Below are 21,217 nucleotides of genomic sequence, written 5' to 3' on the forward strand. Positions count from 1 at the left end.
GGTGCCGAAAATACTTGGCTGGTGACGGCCTGGAAAAATAGGGAGATGCCAACACAAGCAAATCACCCAGTAGGGTGTTTTGTCTTATATTCCTCCATAGCTCAGTCGGTAGAGCGCATGACTGTTAATCATGATGTCACTGGTTCGAGCCCAGTTGGGGGAGCCATAACAGAGTAGTTTTTACCTACTCTGTTTTTCTTTGTTCAAAATCTTATCTAAATTACGTAACCGTCAAATAAAGCACACCTACACAAACCGCCCGAAAAGCGATACAATAACAGAAAACGCAAAAGGAGGCGGTTATGGTGACAGAACAGGAAGGTGCTTTGTTAGTCAGAAAATTTACGGACAGCAAACTGAGCGGACGGAAATTATGCCGTGAAAACGGCATAAAACGCAGTACCCTCAGATACTGGATAGAACGTGCTGACGAGCTTGCCAACGGGAAAGAAGTATATTTTTCTGAATTGGTATTGGGCGGTGAAAATAAATGCTGACTATCCACCCTGAAAAGATTTATATTTCCTCTGCAAATGTTGATATGAGAAAAAGTATAGACGGCTTGTCTGCGATTGTAGAGCAGAATTTCAAACTTAATCAGTTCAGTAACGCAATGTTTGTATTTCACAACAGGCACTGCGACAAGGTGAAAATTCTGTATTGGGACAGTGACGGTTTCTGCCTGATGTATAAAAGAATAGAACACGGCAAATTCCACTTTCTGAGAGGTATTACAACTGATAAATACACAGTAACTCGGGAAGAACTTTCGTGGCTTTTGCACGGACTGAAAACAGAAGAAATTCATAAATACAATTCACTTAAAAACGCTCGGTAAAACGGGTGTTTTTCTTGATTTTATGCGCTTTTTTGCGGTATAATTAAGACAGTAAAAAACTGATTTCGGAGCGTGATTATTTTGAAAAATATGCCTACATATGAAGAACTTCTTGCGCAGAATTCCGCTCTGAAAAAGCAGGTAAAATATCTCGAAAATCAAAATGAAAAAGCACAATCTGAAATTAAAAATCTTACACTTCAGAATAAAGAATTAATCGCAAATTACAACTGGATTCTGGAACAGCTGAAATTAAGCAAGAAGAAAATTTATGGTTCTTCAGCCGAGAAGATAGCCGAGGATTACGGACAGCTTAATCTCTTTAATGAAGCTGAGCTTGAAAGACAGCCGCTTTGATTTAGACTGTGATTTCAATTATCACTTAATACAAAGATATGCAAAAATGTGTCGTGAAAACGAGCCTGTCGCAGAAGCCTTTGTGTATTACATATCTGATGTCTTTGACGAAAGCGACAATATGAGTGACAGCGAGCTTCGCAGAAAAATGAATTACGGCTACAAACAAGTGCTTGATATGCTTTCAGGCAATATTTATTGAATTTGACACTTTCCTTCGGAGTCAAGGTGTGCTTTATTTGACGGTTACATAGATTCAATAATATTCAGAGATTTATGCGAAAGATGGGTAGACGATTATATTGCAAATAAAAATATCATAGCTTTCGAGAATATGATTTTGATTATGACGATTATACAGACCTTATAAAGCAATCATATAATTACCTAAGAGAAATTATAACATCATATAATTTATCTACTAACGATTTGAATAATTCAAATCCTGCTTTTTTGTTTGATTACGCCAAAATCGTTTCGCTGATTAAAAGTTATGCCACAACAGAAAATTTTCAAGAATATTCAGAAGAATACATATCATCTCTGCTAATTGCAAAATAGTTGGCAGAAATGTATTGCAATACTAAAGCAGAATTTAACGGCACGCTAATATTCCGCCAAGGGTTTGACTCGAAAAATAATATCGTACACGCATATTGTTTTATTGAGAAACTTATTTATTAGAATAGAAAGCAACGATTGATTTAGGGGGATTTAATTATGAGCAATAATGAATTCAAAAAGTATAATAATGAATATATAGAGGGCTTTTTATCGGACAAGGAGCATTTTAACGGTGTACTTTTTCTTTTGCGTGAGCCAAATGCACCTAAGCAAACAGAATTTTGGTTTAAAAAATCTTTAGAAAACAACAGTACACAAAGAAGTTTCACTCTTTACAAAAACAAATTTAATATTTATCTTGGATATTTAGAAGGAAATTATAAATTATCGGGTTCCGCCTATGCTAACATTTGCCCATCAGATGGAGAAAATTATACAAGCAAAAAATATAAAGAACTTAGCAACTCTAATAAATATAGTAAATTTCTTGACATTTTAAATTGTTGTGACGGCAAAGTAAGATATGTTTTTACCTGTAATGATATTTTCAAAGCAATATGTGAAATGAATAACATAGACCCGAACAAAACAGAGTCATCAAATATCATATACAGAAAATCTAATGTCAGAAAAAGGTTTGTAAAAATTAACGGAATAACTATATTTGATATTTATCATCCGTCATATACTAAATATCCTATGAAAGCAAACGAAATATGACCTATGTAATATCTGACCTACACGGTTACTCGATTGAAAAATTAAAAATATTGCTTGAAAAGGCTGGGTTTTGCGAGGATGATTTTCTTTACATACTTGGTGATGTGATTGACCGAAATGGTGATGGTGGCGTTGCGATTTTGCGGTGGCTGCTCTCCCGGCCTAATGTTCAGCTCATTCTCGGAAATCACGAGGCGATGCTTCTTGCTTGTGCATTTTTGTTTGAAGAAATCACGGACGACAGCATTGCTGATTTTGACAGTGAAAAAATAGAAATTCTATCAAATTATCAGCTAAACGGCGGTGATGTTACGCTGAAAGCCCTTGCAGGACTTAACAAAGAATCGCCCGAAACCGTTGCAAATATTCTTGATTATCTGCGTGACTGCCCTTTGTACGAAGCTGTTACGGCAGGTGGTAAGGATTATTTCCTTTGTCACAGTGGCATTGATGATTTTGAAAAGGGCAAAAAAATCAGCGACTATCCTGCCGACGCTTTCATTTGGGCTTGGCTTGATCTTGCTGATGAATATTTTGATGATATTATAACCGTTTTAGGTCATACGCCGACAATGAATTATGGCGAGCAATATCGTAACAAAATAATCAAAACGAGAACTTGGCTCGATATTGATATGGGCGCAGCAGACGGCAAAACCGAGCCTGTCCTCCGCCGCCTTGATGATATGAAAGAGTTTAGAAATTGAATACAAATATTAACACCACGGTAATTTGAAATGCTTCGGCTGTAATTATATCACTATTGGAAATTTAATAATTAATAGTCTTTTCCTTCTATTAATACCGCTCCGTCATCAATTTTGTAATGTTCAGAAACCTCAAGGGTATTTGCAACCCATAAAGCAACATCTCCTGAAGAAATCTCGTTGCTATCATCAAAAGCACCGCATACTGAGTAATTATCATCTCTGTAACAATTAATAGCTTTATGCGTAATATCATCAACCAAGTATGAATATTCTACAGTAATAATTTTACCGTCTTTCCCTTGATATTCTGAATATTTAAAATCAGATGCCCACGTTTTGTTGCGCAGGGAATCAGGAATTTCATAATCAGGAAAGCTGTCAGGATCTGAAAGAATATTCAATAAATCTGAAAAACTGTACTTCGAGCCGGTTTCTCCGTCAGGTAAGCTGTCCAAATATTTGCTTATATTTATGTGTTCAATGCTGTCGCTGATGATTTTTTCTATTCCGTCATATGTTCCTTTGAACAAATCTTCATAGCCCTGTTTGTATTCGTCTGATACCGGCAAAATATCATTTGTAGTATAGTTTGAAATAACTAAATAATCCTGAGAAATATAGTTTTTATATTCCTCCGATTCGTTTGATGATGGACTCCTGCAAATAAGTGAATCTTTATCTGCGGCTACAGATGTCCAACTGTCGGGCGACTCAAATGTAAAGGTTACTAAATCTAATTGGCTGTTTTCCGTGACCATTTTTGTTTCTACATAAGGCTTAATAATGGTATTATTCTGCTGACATCCTACAAGTGAAATCATAAGCACGATGGATATTATTGCTGATAAGATTTTGCTTTTCATTTGTATGCCCCTATTCCTATTATATATTTTAACTGGAAATTATTTGATATTTATTATACTTCTTGTATTGCTTTTTGTAAAGTAATAAAGGTAAGTATATCAGGACTTATGCAAAGTTATGTGGGATATGTTTGTTCTACGAAAGGTGGCATAAGATATGGATATACTTGAAGATTTATATTATGGCAATTTATTCCCTCATGAAAAATGTGCGAAGCTTGACGATGAGGTTAAGGAACTATTGAAACTGCTCAAAAGAAATGAAGAAAAGCTTGAGGCAACCCTGACTGAGGCGCAGAAAGAAACCTTTGAAAAATACAAGGATTGCAATCGTGAAATTTCTGAAATCAGTGAGCGAGAGATATTCCTGAACGACTTTCGGTTGGGTGCAAGGATTATAATTGATGTAGTAAATAATTAAAAATCGGATAGGCAATCAATGGAAAATTGACTGCCTATCCGATTGAGCTTGTAAAATAAAGTGTGTAAGTTAGAAAAATAACTTGCACACTTTTTGCTTTTGGGAAAAAGTGTGCTACAATGAAAGAAAGGACAGAAAAGGAATGAACGAAATGGCAAAGAAAAAGGAAATCACACCGGGCGAGAACCTCGCAAAGTAGATCATCGAACAGTACAAACCGAAAAGCGTTGCAGATATGCAGGACGCCTTGAAAGACATTTTCGGACCGATGTTTGAGTCGATGTTGCAGGGCGAAATGAATAGCCACCTCGGATATGAAAGTAACGATCACGGTGCAAAATCGACTGATAACCGTCGCAACGGTTATACAAATAAAAAAGTCAAAACGAGCGCCGGTGAGGTTGAAATCAAAGTGCCTCGTGACAGAGATTCAAGCTTTGAACCGTAGCTTGTGCCAAGGCGGCAAAAGGATGTATCTAAAATAGAGGAAAAGGTGCTGGCTATGTATGTACGAGGAATGAGCCAGAGAGATATTGCTGATACTATTGAGGATATCTATGGCTTTGAAATCTCACACGAAATGGTATCTCAAATTACCGACTGCGTATTGGATGAACTTAACGATTGGCAAAACAGACCTCTAAAAAGGATATATACATTTCTGTTTGTCGATTGTATGTATGTCACTATCAGAAAAGAATATGAGAGCAAGAATTATGCAGTATATACAATTTTAGGCTATGATATTGACGGACAAAAGGACATTTTAGGCTTGTGGCTTAATGAAAGCGAAAGTAAACACACTTGGATGCAAATATTTGACGAGCTAAAAGGACGAGGTGTGGAGGATGTATTGTTTATCTGTATGGACGGCGTTTCCGGTCTTGAAGACGGTGCAAAAGCGATATTTAAAGATGTTGTCGTGCAGCGTTGTATCGTACATTTAATTCGAAATTCAATTAAATATGTGCCAAGCAAGGACTACAAAAAATTCACACAAAGCATAAAGAAAGTGTACGGAGCACCGAGCCGTACAGCCTCTCGAAAAGCCTTTGAGCAGTTCTGTCAGGAGTGGTCGCAATACCCGTGAGCAGTAGATGTATGGAAGCGAAATTTCAACCATATAGAGCAGCTTTTCGATTACGGAAGTGCTGTTAGAAAAATTATGTACACAACAAATGCGGTTGAAAGCATCAATTCGAGCTTTAGAAAGGTCACCAAAAAGGTGCTTTTCCAAGCGAAAATGCATTGCTCAAATTGCTCTATCTCAGGATAACGGAGCTTTACAAAAAATGGAACGGAAGCAAGGTACAAAATTGGGCAATGGTCAGAAATCAGCTTGTGACAAACGACAAAATTAAAGCCCGTATTGAAAAATACGAGCACTTAATCTGACGCCGTTTTGTACGCCTTTTTCGTTGTGCTCCGCTCCACTCCAAAGGTGTACAAAAACATCAATTATCTATTTTCTAAAAAAACTTACACACTTTTATTGACAAAGCCGCAATCTCCTCCATTGCAGTTTTTAAAGCCTCTTTTTTTACTTCATCTAAAACAAATTTGGTTGTATCAAAAGAAAATCCGTTGCTCATTTTTTCCTCCATATCATATTTCATTTACAATGGATATTGTGTTGATTGTACTGTCCTCATTATACCAGAAATCTATATATGTATTATCATTGCTGTCCATTCCGTAATATAATACTCCGCTTCCGTCATCAAAAGTTTCTATTCTCGAAGGCTCTCCGAATTTGCTCAGTATTTCCCCCCTTTTACTTTTTCCGCTTATACCGTCAATTTCGACCAGACCGGCATAATCTTCTTTTAAAAAAGTATAATCTAAAGAGGACGCAACAATTTCATCGGGAGTGATGTTTTCCTTATAATTACTTATATTCATGCTTGAAACTTTTTTACCATTTAACAATAAAGTACCGTATGCATATGTATTGCCGTCTTTTTCATATACTGACACATCATCATCAAACGAAAACCCTTCCGGCAAATCGCTTTGTTTATAAGGTATCTTCATTGGTTTTCCGTTGAGCGTAACCTTATCAAGCATCTGTAAAACCTTGGTGTCATTGTCATCTGAATAACCCGAACCGTTTTCCTGCGAAACCTGAGAAACTGAACTTGTATCTGAAACAGAGCCGTTTCCGCCTGCACATCCTGCCAGGCCCGCAACCATAGATAAAGTAAGTACCGCTGTAATTATAATTGTTCTTATTTTCATAATAATAAACCTCCATTTGTATCTTGTTACATATTTTAACATAACACTGTCGTGGTTACAATTTATATAATGCAGAAAAATGTCAAAATAAGGCAATCCTATATGTATGTTTTTACTATTATATTCTATTATGTAGCAATGTTTTGGTCAACTCCGCATAACAGTAAAACAGTTACATAAATCAGACAAAATAAAAAACGCAAAGAAATCCCTGCGTTTATCCTGATATTCAGCCAGAGCCTGAAAACCTGAATTTGCATAATTTCCGTTTTTCAGGTATGTTCTGTCGCCGAACAACTCGGCAAGCTCCTCCATTGCAGTTTTTAAAGCCTCTTTTTTTACTTCACCTAAAACAAATTTTGTTGTATCAAAAACGAAATTGTTATCCATATAAATCTACAATTAATTAAATGTTTTTAATCATTATTGTACTAATGATATTATCTTTGGTAAACCAGAATTCAACATATGAGTTATCATTATTGTTCATTTCATAAGTTATTATTTCACTTCCTGTATCAAGAGTTTCTCTGTTTGTAGGTTCTCCAAATTTACTTAATACATCTTCTTTTTTATTTTTACCTGATATATCATCAACCTTAATTATTTCACTTACACTTTCATCGTCAAGATAAGAATATGATATCATATCAACAATGAAATCTTCAGTTTTTTGACCTTCAGCATACTCAAACAAAGATACTGTTGTAATCATTTTGTTATTATATAACAAATCAGTATAGGCATATGTGTTTCCGTCTTTTTCGTAAACACTAACATCATTTTTATCAAAACTATATCCTTCCCCTAAATCACTCAATTTAAATGGAAGAACAACTGGTTTTCCGTTGAGCGTGACCTTATCAAGCATCTGTAAAACCTTGGTGTCATTGTCATCTGAATAACTCGAACCGTTTTCCTGCGAAACCTGAGAAACTGAACTTGTATCTGAAACAGAGCCGTTTCCGCCTGCACATCCTGCCATGCCCGCAACCATAGATAAAGTAAGTACCGCTGTAATTATAATTGTTCTTATTTTCATAATAATAAACCTCCATTTGTATCTTGTTACATATTTTAACACAACACTGTTGTGATTACAATTAACATAATGCAGAAAAATGTCAAAATAAGCCAATCCTATATGTATATTTTTCTATTATATTCTATTATGTAGCAATGCTTTGGTCAACTCCGCATAACGGCAAAACAGTTACATAAATCAGATTAAAGTTTATATTCAATATATTTGCGAAAGATTACTTATCCTCTGTTGCAGTGTTGTGCTTTATACACTTTTTATATAGCCATTTACAATAAAACCCCAAGTGCAGGTTCAGGAGAACATACACTTGGGGTTGTTTTTTAGTATCCGAAGATTACATTCATAATCAGCATAATTGCAGGCTGGTGGGCGAGGTAGATTACGAGGCTATATCTGCCTATTGTATTAAGAATTGGAATTTTGAAGTAAAAATATTTTTCAAGATTACTGTTCTTAATAATTTTCCATAAAAAGATTCCAAATATATATAGGAATATCCATGGGATAATTGGAAAATAGTCGCTTGATACAAAGTCACTTGAGCGAAAGCCTATGAACGAGAGGTATTTGTAACTGTATAAGGCTTGCGGAAGTTCAAAAATAGATGCGTTTAGAAATCCTATGTATCCGTTTTGCACTCCGTAGGTAACGGCATAGACTAAAAAACTTGCTGTTGCTCCCAAAGCAGGAGGAACGGCATTTATTAAATTTTTCAGTGCCGAGCAAATCAGCATTGATATACCTAAAAGATTGAGTATGCCAAACCATACAGCCTGTTCCGGCATAGCCAAGGCAGTTACAATCGTGACGAGAAATCCGCAAAGGCTTACGATAATTCCGTTTCTTACCGTATGATGAGAAAAATTAAAGGATACTCCCGAAATAATAATAAACGATACGCAAATGAATCTTTCCCACACCGTACACCATGGACTTGTGAAGAACGAACCGTCGCCGTATATCATAAATATATCGTACAATGTGTGAAAAATAACCATATTTATGATTGCAAAGCCACGAATCGAGTCGATGAGTTCATATCGTTTTTTATTTTTCAGAGTATCCTTAATCATTAGCAAAATCCTTACTTATCCTGTTTCATTCTGCGGTTAAACAGTAAAACAGCACAAGCAAAAATTACAACAGCATATCCTGCCACCCAAAGCAATTCGGGGATTATTTGCGAGTAATCGCTTTCAAACACCGCTCTCAGCGCATTAACGCAATGAATAAACGGAAGAAATCCTGCGATTTTTTCAAATGCACCGCCAACAAGCGATATATCGAACCATATATTTGAAAGCCATGCCGAAAGGTTTGTGAGTACCGCACCGCATAATACACCTACCATTTTATCACTAAATGCCGTACCGCACAATAGTCCGACTGAAATATATAAAAATCCCGGCACAATGCTTACAACCGAGGCGAGTAAAATATTTGCCGAAAATTCAAGTCCGAAAATCAGCGCAGAAAGCGAGGTAACAAGTGTTTGCAATACAGCCATAGGAATTAGCGGAAGTGTGTAGCCGATTATGTATCCGCTCGGCTTTAACGGCGAGGCGTAAAGCCTGATAATAAAGGCTGTGCATCTGTCTTTTGCTACCAAAAGGGCAGAGAAAAGCGACAAAAACACAAGTCCGAACGCACAAATTCCGCCTGTCAGACTTTTTATTTCAAACAAGGTCATATGTGCCTCTTTCGGAATACTTGAGTTAATTACCGACAACAAAACAAGCAATACAATAGGAAAAGCAATACCGAAAATTGATGTTAAAACATCTCTCTGCAATTCCTTTGCATTTCTTGACGCAAAAGCTAAAGTTTTCATAATCATTTACCCTCTTCCGCAATTTTTACAAAAGCGTCTTCAAAAGATGTGGCATTAACGCTGTTTTTAAGTTCGTCAGCCGTACCCTCAGCCACAAGATTTCCCTTTACCATAATACCTATGCGGTCTGACAGCGACTCCGCCTCTTCAAGATAGTGAGTTGTAAGGATTACCGTAATCTTACCTTTTAAAGCGCTGATTTTATTCCACAATTCTCTTCTTGCCAAAACATCAAGTCCCAAAGTCGGCTCGTCAAGAAATAAAATTTCAGGATCACTTATGAGTGCCATTGCAATGCTCAATCTTCTTTGCCAGCCGCCCGACAAGGTTTTTGCCTTTGATTTGGCTATATCGCTCAATTCAAAATCTTCTATCATTTTTTGAGCTTTGCTTACTGTATTTTCATTGCCAAATCCGTAAATTCTCGCCATTAATTCAAGGTTTTCTCTTACGGTAAGGTTAAGGGCAACTGCGGTTTCCTGCGGCGACACATTTATTATTCTTTTAACCTTTTCGCTGTCGCTTACTATGCTGTTGCCGTTTAAGAGTGCATCTCCGCTTGTAGGCTTTATCAGGCAGGAGAGCATTTTTATTGTTGTTGATTTTCCTGCACCGTTTACTCCGAGCAGAGCGTACATTTCGCCGTCATTTATAGAAAGATTTATGGAGTTTACCGCAATTTTATCTTTATATTTTTTCGTAAGATTTTTAGTTACTATTGCTGACATAATACCGCCTCATTCCTCAAATACAAAATCGTTTGCAATAGAACGGCTGAGCTTGCCGATTCCCAAGCCACGCTTTACATCGCCCACCACAAGGAGCTTATCTCCGGGCTTAATGTCAAAAACATCTCTTGCGTGTTTCGGAATAACAATCTGTCCTCTTTCACCAACCTTAACTATGCCAAACACATACTTGCCCTCTTCGCCGTTTGCCTGTTCCTCATCAACAGATATTTTATTATGAACAAGCTCGTCAAGCGAAATTCCGTAAAGATTGGCAAGTTCACTGCATTTTATAACATCGGGGATACTCTCGTCATTTTCCCACTTAGCTACCGATTGACGGGATACATTCATTTTTTCAGCGACTTCTTCCTGCGAATATCCTTTTGCCTTGCGCAGCGCCTTTAAATTCATACCAATCATATTTTTCACACCTTTCATAGCCTAAGTATAGCACAGCAAATTTACATAAACAACCAACTAAATTATACAAGAGATGTAAAGAATAGTTGCGTAATTAAACATATTCTATTAACTCAAAAAATTAAGTGATACATATTCACAACAAATATATTTATAATGCATTTTTAACATATATTAATAAAAATGCACAAAAACACAAAATTGTTTTCAGCTAAAAATGCACTTATAATATTGAAAATATTATGATATAATTTTGATATAAAATTATTATATTTTAATAGTTTTGAATAAAAAGTTAAATCAGAGAGGATTTGAGGATTATGAAAAAAATTATAAAAGCGGCTTTGTCGGGCGCACTTGTAATGGGTATGCTTGCTGCGCAGTGCTTTTCAACTTCTGCGATGATAAGACCTATAATTACAGGTGATGTTGACTGGAATTCTAAAGTAGATGTAAACGATGTAACACTTCTTCAGAATGCGCTGGCAGGAAGTGCAGAAATTGATAAAAGTCAAAATTATGCAGGCGATGTTAATTTTAACGGTGTAACCAATGTTGAAGATGTTACGCTTATTCAATTACATATTGCCGGAAAGTATGAATTTGAGAGAAAAAGTACTAATTTGGAACACATTATCCGTAATTTTTGCGCCGATTATGATTCCGGAAAGGCAATGACAGGCACTCCTGTAACATTTACCGCAACAATGGATTCGGGCGTTACACCGTTCAGCTATGAATTTTTGATTAACGGCGAGGTTGTTCAGCAAAAATCAGAGTCAAACACATTTACCTATACATTTAGTGAAAGTGGCAGCTATGATGTTTCGGTAAGGAGTTATAACGCTATTGATGATTGCACAGAGGAAACCCTGTATAATTATACGGTAGTTGACGCATATGAAAGTGAAGATCCTGTTATTGTGGGTATTCATACAGATGTCGATTATATAGGTTATGATGAATATTCTCTTACAATATCTGCAAACGCAATTTTTGGAACAGCGCCGTATCAGTACAAGTTCACACTTGACAACGGATTTTTAGTTCAGGATTATTCCGAAAGTGCCGATTTCACTATTGAGATGTCTGAACTTAAAAAACAGGGCAAATCTTTAGAAATAGGTGAGCACACTGTACTTGTAGAAGTAAAGGATGCAGACGGCAAAACCGCACAGGAAACATTTACATTTGAAGTTAAAGAACCAAGAATGTGATTGTCCGAAACAGCATAATATGATATAAAAATTCAGCCGACAAACTTAGTTTTGTACTATGTTTGTCGGCTTTTTATTATTTGTCAAAGTTTTTGGGGTTAGAGTTTAGAAAATTATCGGTCGGGTAACAAAGTAAAGAAAAAGCTAAACTTTCCGTCCTGTTCAAGATAAATGTTAGGCGAGAGATAAAAGCTGTTTCCCTTGGCTTTTTCGGCAAGCTTTATAATTTCAAAGGAATTTGTATTCATTGCATATTCTGTTACATCCGATTTTTCGTATTGCGGAAAAAACGGCGAAAGCTGAATTTCGGGGAAAAACAGCAAATCGCAATCCTTTGCCTTGTCGCAAAAATCAAGCTACTTTTGAAGGTTACTGTCAATATTTTTGCTCATAGCCATTTGTGCCAATGCAATTCTCATAATAAACATCACTTATCGTTATATATATAAAAAATTATATATTACATAAGTTACGATTGTCAATATTTGAAATAATATCAGATTTATGCCATTCTTGCCCGAAAATCGACCTTTTTGCCAAATTGTTGCATTTATTGCTTTTAGTATGTATTATATTAACTGTAATCAAAATTCAAGAAATGAGGTATTTATTTATGAGTAAAGCAGGAGCAATTTTAATCACATTTTTCCTTGGAGGTTTAGGTGTTCACAGATTTTTAACAGGCAAAATCGGCACAGGCATAATTTGGCTGCTTACAGGCGGCGTTTGCGGTATCGGCTGGCTTATTGACTTTATAATGGTTATTATGGGCAAATATACCGACAAAAACGGCAATGTTTGGGGTACAAACTGATTTTATACATAGCTGAAAGGAGTTACCGATGGCTTTAGGAGTAAAAATCAAAAACATTAAAACTAATAATTCCTATACTATTGAGAGTCTTTACGAGGCTATCAAAGATGTAGAGTTTACGGCGGGCAAACCGTCATTAACTAAGCACGGAGCTGCCACTATTATTACATTTCCGGCACTTGACAGTCAAAATCAGGTTTGGATAATGAAAAGCGGATTTTCAAAGGAATCTCAAAAGTTTTCCATACAAAAATCGGAGGAGGCAGGGCTTGGCAACACAGCTAAGAATATGGCTCTTGATTCCTTAACAAACGGAATTTTCGGTTTTGGCTCAATGCTTGGTGGTAATGCTAAAAAGTGTGAACAGCTTGTTGACGCTACCGCAAAGGAACTTTCAAAACTTAATCTCTGAAAAATAGTAAGCAAAAGCAGGTACGATATTTTTATTGTGCCTGCTTTGCTTTGCGTTATATTATCAAATATGTACTGATTTTTTATAAACTTATAAATAATTATCAACTTAAAATATAAAAATATATTGCTGATTAACAACTGATATATTGCGTTGCACCGCTAAATATCCGTAATTTTTATTGACTTTTTTACCAAAATGCGGTATTATGATAAATGTATAACTTTAGCTATGATTACAAGGAGGATGCCTGTGCTTGATATGACGGTAATTTACGATTTAGCCATTGTTGCGCTGAGAGTGTTAATGCCTGTATACGCTATTATAATTGTATATCAGTGCTATGCGGCAATGCGTCGTCGCAGAAGGCCCGAAAAGCCTCTTGTTACACTTTACAATACAGTTACAGGACAAAAACTTCCTGTTATTTTTTGGGAAAATTCCATCGGCAGAAGTAAGTCGAGCGACATTGTTGTGGATGATCCTGCCGTTTCAAGAAACCATTGCGTTCTTTTGAGAAGAGCAAGCGGTTGGTATATTTGTGATACAGGCTCTAAAGGCGGTACTTATGTAAACGGTGAGGCTGCCGAGGGCAGAACCAGAGTGCTTATTGATGATGTTATCAATGTCGGCAATTCGCAGTTTCAGTTTTTGCGTGGCGAAGATTATGACGAAAATCTCCGTTACAGCTGGTTCTTTAAAAAGGTAAACGACAAGCCTGCAATGAAGTCTTGGAAACTTATGCTTTTAATTACGCTTTTCCATTTCTTTATGTGCGTAGAGGCGGTATTTTGGCAGGACGGTACCAACAAGTATTCACCGCTCGTACTTTTCGGATGCCTTGCAGTGGCAGAATGGACATTTTTCTTCGTTTCCACAAAGGTGCTCAAGCGAGTTAGCTTTGAGCTTGAAAGCCTTGCACTGTTTTTAACGGGCGTGGGCGTAATGCTGCTTGTGCGGCAGGTAGAGCGGTCAGCTTATGTTCAGCTTATAGCCGCAGTTGTGGGAATGGCACTGTTTTGCGTTATTATAAAGTTTATTGAAGATCCCGACAGAACCTCATCTACAAAGTTGCGATACGGACTTATGATTGCCGCAGTAGGACTGCTCGGCGTAAGCATTGTGTTCGGTAAAATTACTTACGGTGCGGCTAACTGGATCAGAATTGGCGGAATTTCAATTCAGCCGTCGGAAATCGTAAAAATTATATACATATTTATAGGTGCAAACACACTTGACAGATTACAGACAAAAAAGAATTTGCTTGAGTTTATTATATTCTCGGCTGTTTGTGTAGGATTGCTTGCATTAATGGGTGACTTTGGTACGGCGCTTATTTTCTTTATGACCTTCCTTTTAATCTCATTTATGCGTTCGGGCGACTTTAAAACAGTAATTCTTGCCATTGCGGCGGCTGTATTCGGTGTGTCTATTGTGTTGCGCTTTAAATCTTATGTTCTTGACCGTTTTAAGGCTTGGGGACATGCGTGGGAATACGCAAATGACTTAGGTTATCAGCAAACTCATGTGCTTACATATATAGCAAGCGGCGGACTTTTCGGCGTCGGCATAGGCAACGGCTTTTTAAAGGGCGTCGGAGCATCGGAGAGTGACCTCGTCTTTGGCTTGGTTTCCGAAGAAATGGGTGTAATTGTTGCAATTACTCTCGCCGTTGCGGTAGCTTGCCTTGTTATATATGCAAGAGCAATCACAACAAGAAGCAGAAGTACATTTTATTCTATTTCTGCCTGCTGTGCTGCGGGTTTGCTTGTAATACAGCTTTCACTCAATGTTTTTGGCGCAACCGATATTCTTCCGCTTACAGGTGTAACATTCCCGTTCATCAGCTGTGGCGGTTCAAGTGTGCTTTCCTGTTGGGGACTTATTGCATTTATCAAGGCGGCAGACGAAAGAACATATGCGGTGAAAAAATAATCTTACAAAACCGAATGAGGTATTGCTTTGCAGTACCCTCTGAATAAATCAGAGAAAGGACGGTGTTTGAATGAAAAGAGTATTACGGAGAAGTACGCTTATATTTGCGGTTACGGTAGCCTTTATCGGCGGTATGGGCTTTTTCGCCTACAAGCTCGTTGCAAATTCGGGCGATTGGGTAGATCAGCACTATAACTACCACATCGCAGGAACTGACGGACTTGCAAAGGCAGGTACAATTTATGACCGCAACGGCAATATTCTTGCTCAAAGTGTTGACGGAAAAAGAGTTTATAATGAAAACCAAAGCGTCAGAACTTCGCTTTTGCACACAATAGGCGATAATTCTTCTAATATTTCTACTGCTTTACAGAGCAGATACCGTTCCCAGCTTATCGGATATAATCTTATTTGGGGACTGAATATGCCCGATTCGCTCAGAAAGGGCAATGACATTAATCTGACAGTAGACGCAGACACCTGCGCAGCGGCCTATGATGTGTTGTCAGGCTACGGCAAAGACGGTGCTTGCGTTGTATATAACTACAAAACGGGTGAGGTCATCTGTTCCGTAAGTACAAAGGCTTACGATCCGGAAGCGCCTCCCGAAATTACCGAGGAAAACGAAAAAGACTACGATGGTGTGTATCTTGACAACACAATTTCTTCAACCTATGCGCCCGGTTCAATTTTTAAGATAATTACTTCAGCCTGCGCTATCGAAAATCTTCCTGATATTTATGACCGCACATGGTATTGCTCGGGAAAAGAAGATATCGGCGGAAGTGATGTAACCTGTGTTGAGGCGCATGGTACAATCAATTTTAAAGAGGCAATGTCACATTCGTGCAACATTGTATATGCAGAGCTTGCGGTTGAACTCGGCGAAGAAAAAATGACTGCCACCGCAAATAAAGCCGGCATAAACAGCAGCTTTAAGGTTGACGACAACGAAACCGCAAAGGGAAATTACGATGTAAGCGATGCAAACACCAACCAGCTCGGTTGGTCGGGCGTCGGTCAGTACAATGACAAGGTAAACCCAATGCAGATGGCTGTTATTTGCGGAGCTATCGCAAACGGCGGCAAAACAAAAGAACCGTATATGATAAAGGACGGTTCAATTCTTGGAGTGCTCGGACTTGGCGGCTCAGACAGCACAAACGAGCTTTTCAGCGGCAGTACAGCGGCGGCACTCGACGATATGATGCGCTTTACAATGACCGATTACTATGGCGATGACCTGTTTGGCGGACTTACAGTGTGCGCAAAGACAGGTACTGCCGAGGTAGGCGAGGATAAAGGCCCTAACGGCTGGATGGTAGGCTATGCAAAGGACGAGGATTGTCCGCTTGCGTTTGCCTGCGTTGTAGAGGATTCCGGCTTTGGCTTTACCTATGCGGGCCCGGTTGTTGAGGCGGCAATGATACAGGCGGCAAAGTCACTTGGCGCAGCCGCTGTTCAGTAAAATAGAATTTATACCGAAAGGACATTAATATATGAATATTCTCAAAGCCTTGTTTGGCAATTACAGTAAAAAAGAATTAAAGCGAATTCAGCCGATTTGCGATAAGGTGCTTGCACTTGAGGACAAGTATGCGGCTATGAGCGAAAGCGAACTCAAAAATCAGACTGCTGTTCTCAAAGAGCGTCTTGCAAACGGCGAAACCACAGATGACATCTTACCCGATGCGTTTGCTGTATGCCGAGAGGGCGCATGGCGTGTGCTTGGTATGAAACATTACCCTGTTCAGATTATCGGTGGTATTGTACTTCATCAGGGCAGAATCGCCGAGATGAAAACAGGTGAAGGTAAAACTTTGGTGGCTACACTTCCTGCTTACCTCAACGGTCTTACAGGCGAGGGCGTACACATCGTAACAGTCAACGATTACCTTGCTCGCCGTGACTCCGAGTGGATGGGCAAACTTTACAGATACCTCGGACTCAGCACAGGTCTTATCGTTCACTCACTTGACAATGACGGCAGAAAAAAGGCTTATGCCGCTGACATTACATACGGTACAAACAACGAACTCGGATTTGACTACCTTCGTGACAATATGGTTGTTTACAAGGAGCAGAAGGTACAGCGTGGTCACGCTTACGCTATTGTCGATGAGGTTGACTCAATCCTCATTGATGAGGCAAGAACACCTCTTATTATTTCAGGTAAGGGCGACAAGTCTACCGATTTATATGCAAAGGCTGACAAGTTTGCAAGAACATTAAAGGTTCAGCGCTTTGAGGAGCTTGACTCTAAAGAGGATATGGAGGATTACTACAAGGAAAACAACATTGACTATGTAGTAGACGAAAAGCAGAAAACCGCAACACTTACACAGAACGGTGTTAAGAAAGCCGAGGAATTTTTTGGCATTGAAAACCTTACAGACCCTGAAAACCTTACAATTCAGCACCATGTTAATCAGGCTATCAAGGCTCATGGCATTATGAAGCTCGATGTTGACTATGTTGTTAAGGACGGCGAGGTTATCATCGTTGATGAATTTACAGGTCGTTTTATGTACGGCAGACGCTTTAACGAGGGCTTGCATCAGGCAATCGAGGCAAAAGAGGGCGTTAAGATTCAGAACGAGAGCAAAACTCTTGCTACAATCACATTCCAAAACTACTTCCGCCTTTACAAAAAGCTTTCGGGTATGACAGGTACTGCCCAGACAGAGGCTGAGGAGTTCCAGGAAATCTACAAGCTTGATGTTGTGGAAATTCCTACAAACAAGCCTGTTCAGAGAAAAGATCTCCCCGATGCAGTATTTAAGACAGAAAAGGGCAAGTTTAAGAATGTAATCGATCAGGTTGTGGAGGCTCACGAAAAGGGTCAGCCTGTACTCGTTGGTACAATTTCTATCGAAAAGTCGGAAGAGCTTTCAAGAATGCTTAAAAAGCGTGGCATCAAGCACAATGTGCTCAACGCAAAACAGCACGAAAAAGAGGCTGAAATCGTAGCACAGGCAGGTAAGCTCGGTGCGGTTACAATCGCAACAAATATGGCAGGTCGTGGTACCGATATTATCCTTGGCGGTAACGCTGAGTTTATGGCTAAGGCATCTATGCGTAAGCAGGGCTTTACAGATGAGCTTATTGAGGAATCAACAGGTCATGCTGAAACAGACAACGAGGAAATCCTCAACGCAAGAAAGACATTTGATGAGCTTAACTCAAAATATAAAGAAGAAATCAAGGAAGAGGCTGAAAAGGTAAGAGAAGTAGGCGGTCTTTACATTATCGGTACAGAGCGCCACGAATCAAGACGAATTGATAACCAGCTTAAGGGCCGTGCAGGTCGTCAGGGTGACCCCGGTGTAAGTAAGTTCTTCCTTTCTACCGAGGACGATCTTATGCGTTTGTTCGGCGGTGACAGAATGAAGATGGTTATGGAACGACTTAATGTTGAAGAGGACACTCCGATTGATGCTAAGTTGATTTCAAATATCATAGACAGCTCGCAGGAGAAAATCGAACTCCGTAACTTTGGTATCCGTAAAGATGTACTCCAGTACGACGATGTTCTTAACAAGCAGAGAGAAATTATCTACGGTCAGCGTGATCAGGTGCTTAACGGCGAGGATTTACACGATACAATCTACAAGATGATTGAGGATACAATCGCAACAAGCGTTAAGCAGTATCTCCCTGAAGGACCTCGTGAACATTGGAATCTCCAGAGCCTTAAGGACTACTACAAGGATTGGCTTATCAGGGATGAGAGCCGCTATGACTTCGATCTGGAAGACCTCGAAGATATGGAGCCTGAAGACATCAAGAATATGCTTATTGAAGATGCAACAGCTATCTATAAAGAGAACGAGGAGCTTTTACCTGCCGAAACAATTCGTGAAATGGAGCGTGTATATCTCCTCAAGAATGTTGATACACACTGGATGGATCACATTGATAATATGGATCAGCTCAAGTCAGGTATCAGACTCCGTTCATACGGTCAGCACGACCCTGTTGTTGAGTACCGTATTGAAGGCTTTGATATGTTTGACGAGATGATCGAGAGCATCAGAGAAGATACAGTAAAGATGATGCTTATTATGCCTAAAAAAGTATATGAGGTTAAAAAGCGTCAGGACGCTATCGAGGCTGCAAAGCGTATGGCATTAAAGCAGGCTCAGGCTGCACATCAGGTTGTACTTAATAACGGCGAGGACGAAGAGCCGCAGGAAAGCCCTATTGAAGTTGCTTTAAAGCGTGAGCAGGTTGCTCAGCCGGTAGAAACTTCCGGTGACGGTACAGACACTGCCAATAAGACAATCCGTAAAGGCAAAAAGGTTGGCAGAAATGATCCGTGCCCATGCGGCAGCGGCAAAAAGTACAAGAAGTGCTGCGGTAAGGATTTATAATTTTTAAAAATCAGCTAAAATAAAAATTCCGATCTGCAAGGGTCGGAATTTTTTGCTGCCCATAATCTGATAAAAATTTTTGTGAAATACAGTATATTAAATTATCATATTAATATGTTATTGTGTTAATGTTAAAAAATTAACGGAATATTTTATAGTATCCTACAAAAAAAATTTTCCAATCGCAAAAGCATTGACTTTTTGCTCGAAAGATGTCATACTTTTAGTATTAATGCGGTAAACAATAGCCTTTTGGCTTTTGTATAAAAAATTTAATGAAGGGGTTTTCTAAGTGGAAAAACTATTTAAACTCAAAGAAAACGGTACCACGGTAAAAACAGAAGTTGTTGCCGGCGTTACCACATTCCTTGCAATGGCTTACATACTTGCCGTAAACCCAAGTATGCTCAGTGCCGCAGGAATGGACTCAAGTGCGGTCTTTGCCGCAACAGCGGTGTCGGCAGCATTTGCAACACTTATTATGGCATTTTTTGCTAACTATCCTGTCGCTCTTGCATCAGGTATGGGACTTAATGCTTACTTTGCATACACAGTAGTTCCACAGCTTGCAGCACAGGGTATTACAAATCCATGGCAGGTTGCTCTTACAGCAATCCTTGTTGAAGGTATTATCTTTATTATCCTTTCACTTTTCAAATTCCGTGAAACACTTGTTAATAAAGTACCTAAGAACTTAAAACTCGGTATTTCGGCAGGTATCGGTCTTTTCATTACAATTGTAGGTTTAAAGGGTGCAGGCGTTATCGTTTCCGATGCTTACTATGACGGTACAGCTGTTCAGTCATCTACACTCGTAACTCTTGGCGATTTAGGCTCTGCAAATGTTGTACTTGCTATTGTAGGTATTCTTGTAGTTGCCGCTTTGTGGCACTTCAAGGTTAAGGGTTCAATCCTTATCGGCATCATCGTTACTTATATTTTAGGTATTATTGCTCAGCTTTGCGGCTGGTATCAGGGCACATCACTTCTTCCTGATTTCTCAAATTATATGGCGTTCGCTCCTGTTCAGAATATGGCAACAGAAACTTTGTTTAAGTTTGACTTTGCTTATGTGGCTCAGAATGTAGTAAACTTCGCTGTTATCGTATTTGCATTCCTCTTTGTAGATCTTTTCGATACAGTAGGTACACTCATCGGTGTTGCTCAGCAGGGCAACCTTCTTAACGAAAAAGGCGAACTCCCACGAGTTGGCAAGGCTTTGATGGCTGACGCCGTAGGTACTTGCGTAGGTGCTTGCCTTGGTACTTCAACTGTAACTTCTTATGTTGAGTCAACCACAGGTGTTGCAGAGGGCGGCAGAACAGGTCTTACAGCTTTGACCTCAGGTGTTCTCTTCATTATCGCAATTCCGCTTTATCCTATTTTCCTTGCAATTCCATCATTTGCAACAGCTCCGGCTCTTGTATTCGTTGGTCTTTTAATGCTCAAAAACATCACTCAGATGGACTTTGAGTCTGACATTGCCGATACAGTTGGCGGTTTCCTTGCAATTATTATGATGCCATTTGCATATTCAATCGCAACAGGTATTATGTTCGGTATCATTTCTTGGGTTGTTCTCAAGATCGTTACAGGCAAAATCAAGCAGATTCACCCTGTTATGTGGGTTGCAGCTGCTCTCTTTGCAATCAGAATCGTAACGCTTATACTTCATATTGCGTCTTAATTATTTATTTTGAATTTATGCTCCTGCAAAAATGCTTGCAG

At 38.8% G+C, this 21,217-nt stretch carries 24 protein-coding genes, 1 tRNA gene and 1 pseudogene; 16 read left to right on the top strand and 10 right to left on the bottom strand.

The genetic code is table 11. The features are described from left to right. Positions 1 to 90 precede the first annotated feature (90 nt). The 7 genes from DXC23_RS11850 to DXC23_RS11875 all read left to right on the top strand — a co-directional run bounded on the left by DXC23_RS11850 (position 91) and on the right by DXC23_RS11875 (position 3,186). Positions 91 to 166: transfer RNA gene (locus tag DXC23_RS11850), tRNA-Asn, on the top strand. 136 nt (positions 167 to 302) lie between these two features. Then, positions 303 to 497 (top strand): hypothetical protein, encoded by a 195-nt coding sequence (locus DXC23_RS11855; protein ID WP_117706692.1) that lies wholly within the window; start codon positions 303 to 305, stop codon positions 495 to 497. After that, positions 491 to 838, top strand: coding sequence for an IS66 family insertion sequence element accessory protein TnpB (gene tnpB / locus DXC23_RS11860; RefSeq protein ID WP_117706694.1), 348 nt, complete (start codon positions 491 to 493; stop codon positions 836 to 838). The genes DXC23_RS11855 and tnpB overlap by 7 nt, the downstream gene beginning before the upstream one ends. Positions 839 to 928: 90 nt before the next feature. After that, on the top strand, positions 929 to 1,195 hold the full coding sequence (locus tag DXC23_RS11865) for a hypothetical protein (RefSeq protein ID WP_242997518.1): 267 nt from the start codon (positions 929 to 931) through the stop codon (positions 1,193 to 1,195). A 46-nt stretch (positions 1,196 to 1,241) separates the two neighbouring features. Then, the gene (locus DXC23_RS12470; protein ID WP_158552585.1) at positions 1,242 to 1,397 is read left to right on the top strand and encodes a hypothetical protein; all 156 of its coding nucleotides are present in this window, start codon (positions 1,242 to 1,244) and stop codon (positions 1,395 to 1,397) included. Positions 1,398 to 1,915: 518 nt separating this feature from the next. Continuing rightward, complete coding sequence (locus tag DXC23_RS11870) at positions 1,916 to 2,479, top strand: hypothetical protein (protein ID WP_117706697.1); 564 nt, start codon at positions 1,916 to 1,918, stop codon at positions 2,477 to 2,479. Further along, entirely contained in the window at positions 2,476 to 3,186 is a 711-nt protein-coding gene (locus tag DXC23_RS11875; protein ID WP_117706699.1) for a metallophosphoesterase, read from the top strand. The genes DXC23_RS11870 and DXC23_RS11875 overlap by 4 nt, the downstream gene beginning before the upstream one ends. A 71-nt stretch (positions 3,187 to 3,257) precedes the next feature. Here the strand turns inward: DXC23_RS11875 and DXC23_RS11880 are convergent, their stop codons facing one another. Then, positions 3,258 to 4,052, bottom strand: coding sequence for a hypothetical protein (locus tag DXC23_RS11880; RefSeq protein ID WP_117706701.1), 795 nt, complete (start codon positions 4,050 to 4,052; stop codon positions 3,258 to 3,260). 157 nt (positions 4,053 to 4,209) lie between these two features. On the opposite strand from DXC23_RS11880, the gene DXC23_RS11885 reads away from it, so the two are divergent. After that, positions 4,210 to 4,473 carry a DUF6809 family protein gene (locus DXC23_RS11885; protein WP_117706703.1) on the top strand — a complete coding sequence of 88 codons (264 nt, stop codon included), beginning with the start codon at positions 4,210 to 4,212 and terminating at the stop codon, positions 4,471 to 4,473. Positions 4,474 to 4,672: 199 nt separating this feature from the next. Beyond that, positions 4,673 to 5,868, top strand: a pseudogene (locus DXC23_RS11890) (IS256 family transposase). Between the two features lie 74 nt (positions 5,869 to 5,942). On the opposite strand, the gene DXC23_RS12795 reads toward DXC23_RS11890, so the two are convergent. From DXC23_RS12795 to DXC23_RS11925, 8 genes are all read right to left on the bottom strand, one after another. Next, positions 5,943 to 6,065: a hypothetical protein gene (locus DXC23_RS12795; RefSeq protein ID WP_278286554.1), complete on the bottom strand. Its 123-nt coding sequence runs from the start codon at positions 6,063 to 6,065 to the stop codon at positions 5,943 to 5,945. A 13-nt stretch (positions 6,066 to 6,078) separates the two neighbouring features. Next, a complete protein-coding gene (locus DXC23_RS11895) occupies positions 6,079 to 6,711 on the bottom strand; it encodes a hypothetical protein (protein ID WP_117706705.1) in 633 nt (210 codons plus the stop codon). 147 nt (positions 6,712 to 6,858) lie between these two features. Continuing rightward, on the bottom strand, positions 6,859 to 7,101 hold the full coding sequence (locus tag DXC23_RS11900) for a hypothetical protein (RefSeq protein ID WP_117706707.1): 243 nt from the start codon (positions 7,099 to 7,101) through the stop codon (positions 6,859 to 6,861). 16 nt (positions 7,102 to 7,117) lie between these two features. Continuing rightward, positions 7,118 to 7,753 (bottom strand): hypothetical protein, encoded by a 636-nt coding sequence (locus DXC23_RS11905; RefSeq protein ID WP_117706709.1) that lies wholly within the window; start codon positions 7,751 to 7,753, stop codon positions 7,118 to 7,120. Positions 7,754 to 8,076: 323 nt separating this feature from the next. After that, a complete protein-coding gene (locus DXC23_RS11910) occupies positions 8,077 to 8,829 on the bottom strand; it encodes a heparan-alpha-glucosaminide N-acetyltransferase (RefSeq protein WP_117706711.1) in 753 nt (250 codons plus the stop codon). Positions 8,830 to 8,840: 11 nt separating this feature from the next. Beyond that, positions 8,841 to 9,587 (bottom strand): ABC transporter permease, encoded by a 747-nt coding sequence (locus tag DXC23_RS11915; RefSeq protein WP_117706769.1) that lies wholly within the window; start codon positions 9,585 to 9,587, stop codon positions 8,841 to 8,843. 2 nt (positions 9,588 to 9,589) lie between these two features. Beyond that, positions 9,590 to 10,315 (bottom strand): ABC transporter ATP-binding protein, encoded by a 726-nt coding sequence (locus DXC23_RS11920; RefSeq protein WP_117706714.1) that lies wholly within the window; start codon positions 10,313 to 10,315, stop codon positions 9,590 to 9,592. A 9-nt stretch (positions 10,316 to 10,324) separates the two neighbouring features. After that, positions 10,325 to 10,738 (bottom strand): helix-turn-helix domain-containing protein, encoded by a 414-nt coding sequence (locus DXC23_RS11925; protein ID WP_117706716.1) that lies wholly within the window; start codon positions 10,736 to 10,738, stop codon positions 10,325 to 10,327. Positions 10,739 to 11,058: 320 nt separating this feature from the next. Between DXC23_RS11925 and DXC23_RS11930 the strand changes: the two genes are divergently transcribed. After that, positions 11,059 to 11,955 (top strand): PKD domain-containing protein, encoded by an 897-nt coding sequence (locus DXC23_RS11930; RefSeq protein WP_117706718.1) that lies wholly within the window; start codon positions 11,059 to 11,061, stop codon positions 11,953 to 11,955. A 113-nt stretch (positions 11,956 to 12,068) separates the two neighbouring features. Here the strand turns inward: DXC23_RS11930 and DXC23_RS11935 are convergent, their stop codons facing one another. Then, positions 12,069 to 12,278: a hypothetical protein gene (locus DXC23_RS11935; protein WP_117706720.1), complete on the bottom strand. Its 210-nt coding sequence runs from the start codon at positions 12,276 to 12,278 to the stop codon at positions 12,069 to 12,071. A gap of 290 nt (positions 12,279 to 12,568) precedes the next feature. On the opposite strand from DXC23_RS11935, the gene DXC23_RS11940 reads away from it, so the two are divergent. From DXC23_RS11940 to DXC23_RS11965, 6 genes are all read left to right on the top strand, one after another. Beyond that, on the top strand, positions 12,569 to 12,769 hold the full coding sequence (locus DXC23_RS11940) for a TM2 domain-containing protein (protein ID WP_117706722.1): 201 nt from the start codon (positions 12,569 to 12,571) through the stop codon (positions 12,767 to 12,769). A gap of 28 nt (positions 12,770 to 12,797) precedes the next feature. Next, on the top strand, positions 12,798 to 13,181 hold the full coding sequence (locus DXC23_RS11945; RefSeq protein ID WP_117706724.1) for a hypothetical protein: 384 nt from the start codon (positions 12,798 to 12,800) through the stop codon (positions 13,179 to 13,181). A gap of 261 nt (positions 13,182 to 13,442) precedes the next feature. After that, positions 13,443 to 15,116, top strand: a complete 1,674-nt coding sequence (locus DXC23_RS11950) for an FtsW/RodA/SpoVE family cell cycle protein (protein WP_117706771.1) — start codon at positions 13,443 to 13,445, stop codon at positions 15,114 to 15,116. Positions 15,117 to 15,186: 70 nt separating this feature from the next. Further along, complete coding sequence (locus DXC23_RS11955; RefSeq protein WP_117706726.1) at positions 15,187 to 16,584, top strand: penicillin-binding transpeptidase domain-containing protein; 1,398 nt, start codon at positions 15,187 to 15,189, stop codon at positions 16,582 to 16,584. A gap of 31 nt (positions 16,585 to 16,615) precedes the next feature. After that, positions 16,616 to 19,489, top strand: coding sequence for a preprotein translocase subunit SecA (gene secA, locus DXC23_RS11960; protein WP_117706728.1), 2,874 nt, complete (start codon positions 16,616 to 16,618; stop codon positions 19,487 to 19,489). Between the two features lie 292 nt (positions 19,490 to 19,781). Next, on the top strand, positions 19,782 to 21,176 hold the full coding sequence (locus DXC23_RS11965; RefSeq protein ID WP_117706730.1) for an NCS2 family permease: 1,395 nt from the start codon (positions 19,782 to 19,784) through the stop codon (positions 21,174 to 21,176). The last annotated feature ends 41 nt before the right edge of the window (positions 21,177 to 21,217 follow it).

Source organism: Eubacterium sp. OM08-24 (genome assembly GCF_003438075.1).
GTDB lineage: Bacteria > Bacillota > Clostridia > Oscillospirales > Acutalibacteraceae > Ruminococcoides.

Coding starts and splice junctions, on each gene's coding strand:
- DXC23_RS11915 (WP_117706769.1), bottom strand. CDS start 9,587: ATGAAAACTTTAGCTTTTGCGTCAAGAAATGCAAAGGAATTGCAGAGA.
- DXC23_RS11955 (WP_117706726.1), top strand. CDS start 15,187: ATGAAAAGAGTATTACGGAGAAGTACGCTTATATTTGCGGTTACGGTA.
- DXC23_RS12470 (WP_158552585.1), top strand. CDS start 1,242: ATGTGTCGTGAAAACGAGCCTGTCGCAGAAGCCTTTGTGTATTACATA.
- DXC23_RS12795 (WP_278286554.1), bottom strand. CDS start 6,065: ATGAGCAACGGATTTTCTTTTGATACAACCAAATTTGTTTTAGATGAA.
- DXC23_RS11870 (WP_117706697.1), top strand. CDS start 1,916: ATGAGCAATAATGAATTCAAAAAGTATAATAATGAATATATAGAGGGC.
- DXC23_RS11905 (WP_117706709.1), bottom strand. CDS start 7,753: ATGAAAATAAGAACAATTATAATTACAGCGGTACTTACTTTATCTATG.
- DXC23_RS11930 (WP_117706718.1), top strand. CDS start 11,059: ATGAAAAAAATTATAAAAGCGGCTTTGTCGGGCGCACTTGTAATGGGT.
- secA (WP_117706728.1), top strand. CDS start 16,616: ATGAATATTCTCAAAGCCTTGTTTGGCAATTACAGTAAAAAAGAATTA.
- DXC23_RS11885 (WP_117706703.1), top strand. CDS start 4,210: ATGGATATACTTGAAGATTTATATTATGGCAATTTATTCCCTCATGAA.
- DXC23_RS11940 (WP_117706722.1), top strand. CDS start 12,569: ATGAGTAAAGCAGGAGCAATTTTAATCACATTTTTCCTTGGAGGTTTA.
- DXC23_RS11945 (WP_117706724.1), top strand. CDS start 12,798: ATGGCTTTAGGAGTAAAAATCAAAAACATTAAAACTAATAATTCCTAT.
- DXC23_RS11925 (WP_117706716.1), bottom strand. CDS start 10,738: ATGATTGGTATGAATTTAAAGGCGCTGCGCAAGGCAAAAGGATATTCG.
- DXC23_RS11875 (WP_117706699.1), top strand. CDS start 2,476: ATGACCTATGTAATATCTGACCTACACGGTTACTCGATTGAAAAATTA.
- DXC23_RS11950 (WP_117706771.1), top strand. CDS start 13,443: ATGACGGTAATTTACGATTTAGCCATTGTTGCGCTGAGAGTGTTAATG.
- DXC23_RS11900 (WP_117706707.1), bottom strand. CDS start 7,101: ATGGATAACAATTTCGTTTTTGATACAACAAAATTTGTTTTAGGTGAA.
- DXC23_RS11895 (WP_117706705.1), bottom strand. CDS start 6,711: ATGAAAATAAGAACAATTATAATTACAGCGGTACTTACTTTATCTATG.
- DXC23_RS11920 (WP_117706714.1), bottom strand. CDS start 10,315: ATGTCAGCAATAGTAACTAAAAATCTTACGAAAAAATATAAAGATAAA.
- DXC23_RS11910 (WP_117706711.1), bottom strand. CDS start 8,829: ATGATTAAGGATACTCTGAAAAATAAAAAACGATATGAACTCATCGAC.
- DXC23_RS11865 (WP_242997518.1), top strand. CDS start 929: ATGCCTACATATGAAGAACTTCTTGCGCAGAATTCCGCTCTGAAAAAG.
- DXC23_RS11855 (WP_117706692.1), top strand. CDS start 303: ATGGTGACAGAACAGGAAGGTGCTTTGTTAGTCAGAAAATTTACGGAC.
- tnpB (WP_117706694.1), top strand. CDS start 491: ATGCTGACTATCCACCCTGAAAAGATTTATATTTCCTCTGCAAATGTT.
- DXC23_RS11880 (WP_117706701.1), bottom strand. CDS start 4,052: ATGAAAAGCAAAATCTTATCAGCAATAATATCCATCGTGCTTATGATT.